The organism is Maribrevibacterium harenarium (assembly GCF_006385675.1).
Taxonomy (GTDB): domain Bacteria; phylum Pseudomonadota; class Gammaproteobacteria; order Pseudomonadales; family Marinomonadaceae; genus Marinomonas; species Marinomonas harenarium.
Genome location: NZ_VFRR01000101.1, coordinates 1 through 2060, shown reverse-complemented (window position 1 = coordinate 2060; position 2060 = coordinate 1). Strand labels below are relative to the sequence as shown.

The window sequence follows — 2060 nt, the reverse complement described above, 5'->3', positions numbered from 1 at the left end:
AGCGGCTTGTAAGGCACCGGTAAAGGTGCTCACCGCGGTATCGATGGTGAAGTCGCCCGTTACTGGATCCGTACTGTTGCCCGCGGCATCGGTAGCAACGGCGCTGTAGCTGTACTCTCCTTGAGCTAGGGTTGGTAAAGTTAATGTCCACGTCGTACCGTTTACGGTCGCGCCGTAAGTGCTGCCCGCAATCGTCACTTTGACCGTGGAACCAGCTTCGACGGTGCCCGTTAAAGTAGGGGAAGTATCACTGGTAATGCCGTCACTGTTGGTGCCGTTTGTATTACGGGCATCGGCACTGTCGCTCTGAGCATCAAGTCCAGCCGTAAAGTTCTCAGGCGCAGTGGTATCTACCTCGAAGGCAGCACCGTTAATAGTGGTGGTATTACCCGCCACATCGGTGGCTTTCACCGTATAGGCTTGTTCGCCTTCTGCTAACTTCTCTGCTTCTGGTACGGTAATCGACCAGTTGCCATCGCCGTCAGCACGAACGGTGTAAGTATTATTGGTACTCGCGAAGGTGACTTCGATATCCGCCAGTGGATCACTGGTGCCTTTAATCGTTGGCGTGGTGTCCTTAGTTAAGTTATCGCTGTTGGACACACCGCTGTCACTCTCCGCCGCTAAACGGCTATCCACCGACGGATCTGTGGTGTCGAGGGTAATGGTGCGGTTTAGGGTGCTGATATTACCCGCTTGATCTTGCGCTTCGATGGTGTAGCTCAAGGGACCGTTGGCAGGCAGTTCTTGACCTGTTTGCAAGGTGTAAGACCATGTTGTACCGGTAACCGTCGCTTGGTATTCAGCGTTATTGATCTTCAGGGTGACTTTAGCACCTTCTTCCACTGTCCCAGTAAAGGTAGGGGTTTGGTTGTTGGTGATGGTGTCATCGTCTGCTCGACCCGTATCGCTGGCTGCGGTTTGCGCTAAGCCACCGGTAAACGGTGTTGGGATCGAGGTATCCACCTTGATGGTGCCCGTCACAGGCGTTGCATTGTTGCCCGCGTAATCCACGGCATTAATGGTGTAAGGATAATCCGTACCCGCACTGTTGGGTAGAGCATCCGTCACTTGGATCGACCAAGTGGTTTGGCCGTCGGCAACCGTGGTGCTGTAGTCCTTACCATTAATGGTCAAGGTCACGACCGAACCGGCTTCTGCCGCGCCGCTAAAGATCGGCGTGGTCACATTGGTCACATTATCATCGTTGGCAAAGCCCACATCACTGGCCGCATCCAAACGACCCGTTAGCTCTGACACTAAATCCAGCTCAAAGCTATCGCTGATCTGCTTAGTATTGCCAGCAATATCCGTCGCCAATAGGGTGTAGTTGTAATCCCCTGCCGTGGTCAATGCCGCATCTGGCGTAATCGACCAGTTGCCTTGATCATCCACCGTGACCGTCTTAGAAGCTCCATCTAGGGTCAAAGTGACTTTAGAACCGACTTCACCCGTGCCAGTAAAGGTTGGCGTGGTGTCGTTGGTTAGCTTGTCCGTGTTGCTGGTACCAGTATCACTGGCCGTATCCAAACCACCAGTAAAGTTCTGGGGCTCGGTCAGGTCAATCTTCGCAGTGCCGCTATCGGTAGCTGTATTGCCCGCCTTATCCGTGGCGGTAATGGTGTAAGCATGATTGCCTTCTGGCAAGGCATCCGTCACCTGCACCGACCAGTTGCCATCGCTACCGACGGTGGTGGTGTAGGTTTTACTATTAATGCTTAAAACGATCTCAGCACCCGCCTCACCGGTGCCATTAAAGAACGGCGTGGTAACGTTGGTGATCTCGTCAGTGTTCAAGAAGCCTTTATCACTGTCCGCACTCATGGCACCGGAGACCGTCGTTACCGTATCCACGGTGAAGCTGGTGCTGATCGTTGAGGTGGTATTACCCGCTTTATCCGTTAGAGTAGCGTTAACCGTCCAGTTCCCATCCGCCAGTTGATCCAGCTGGATTGACCAGTCGCCATTGTCATCCACAGTCGTGGTTTTGGTTTGGCTATCCACAGTGACGGTGACTTCGGCACCCACTTCACCCTTACCTTTAACGGTAGGGGTGTTGA

The 2060-nt window shown here is 53.4% G+C and carries 1 protein-coding gene; it reads right to left on the bottom strand.

Annotation, left to right across the window (positions count from 1 at the left end; all coding sequences use genetic code 11):
* Positions 1-2060 (bottom strand): Ig-like domain-containing protein (locus tag FJM67_RS17230; protein WP_181161549.1); only part of this gene is annotated, 2060 nt, incomplete at both ends.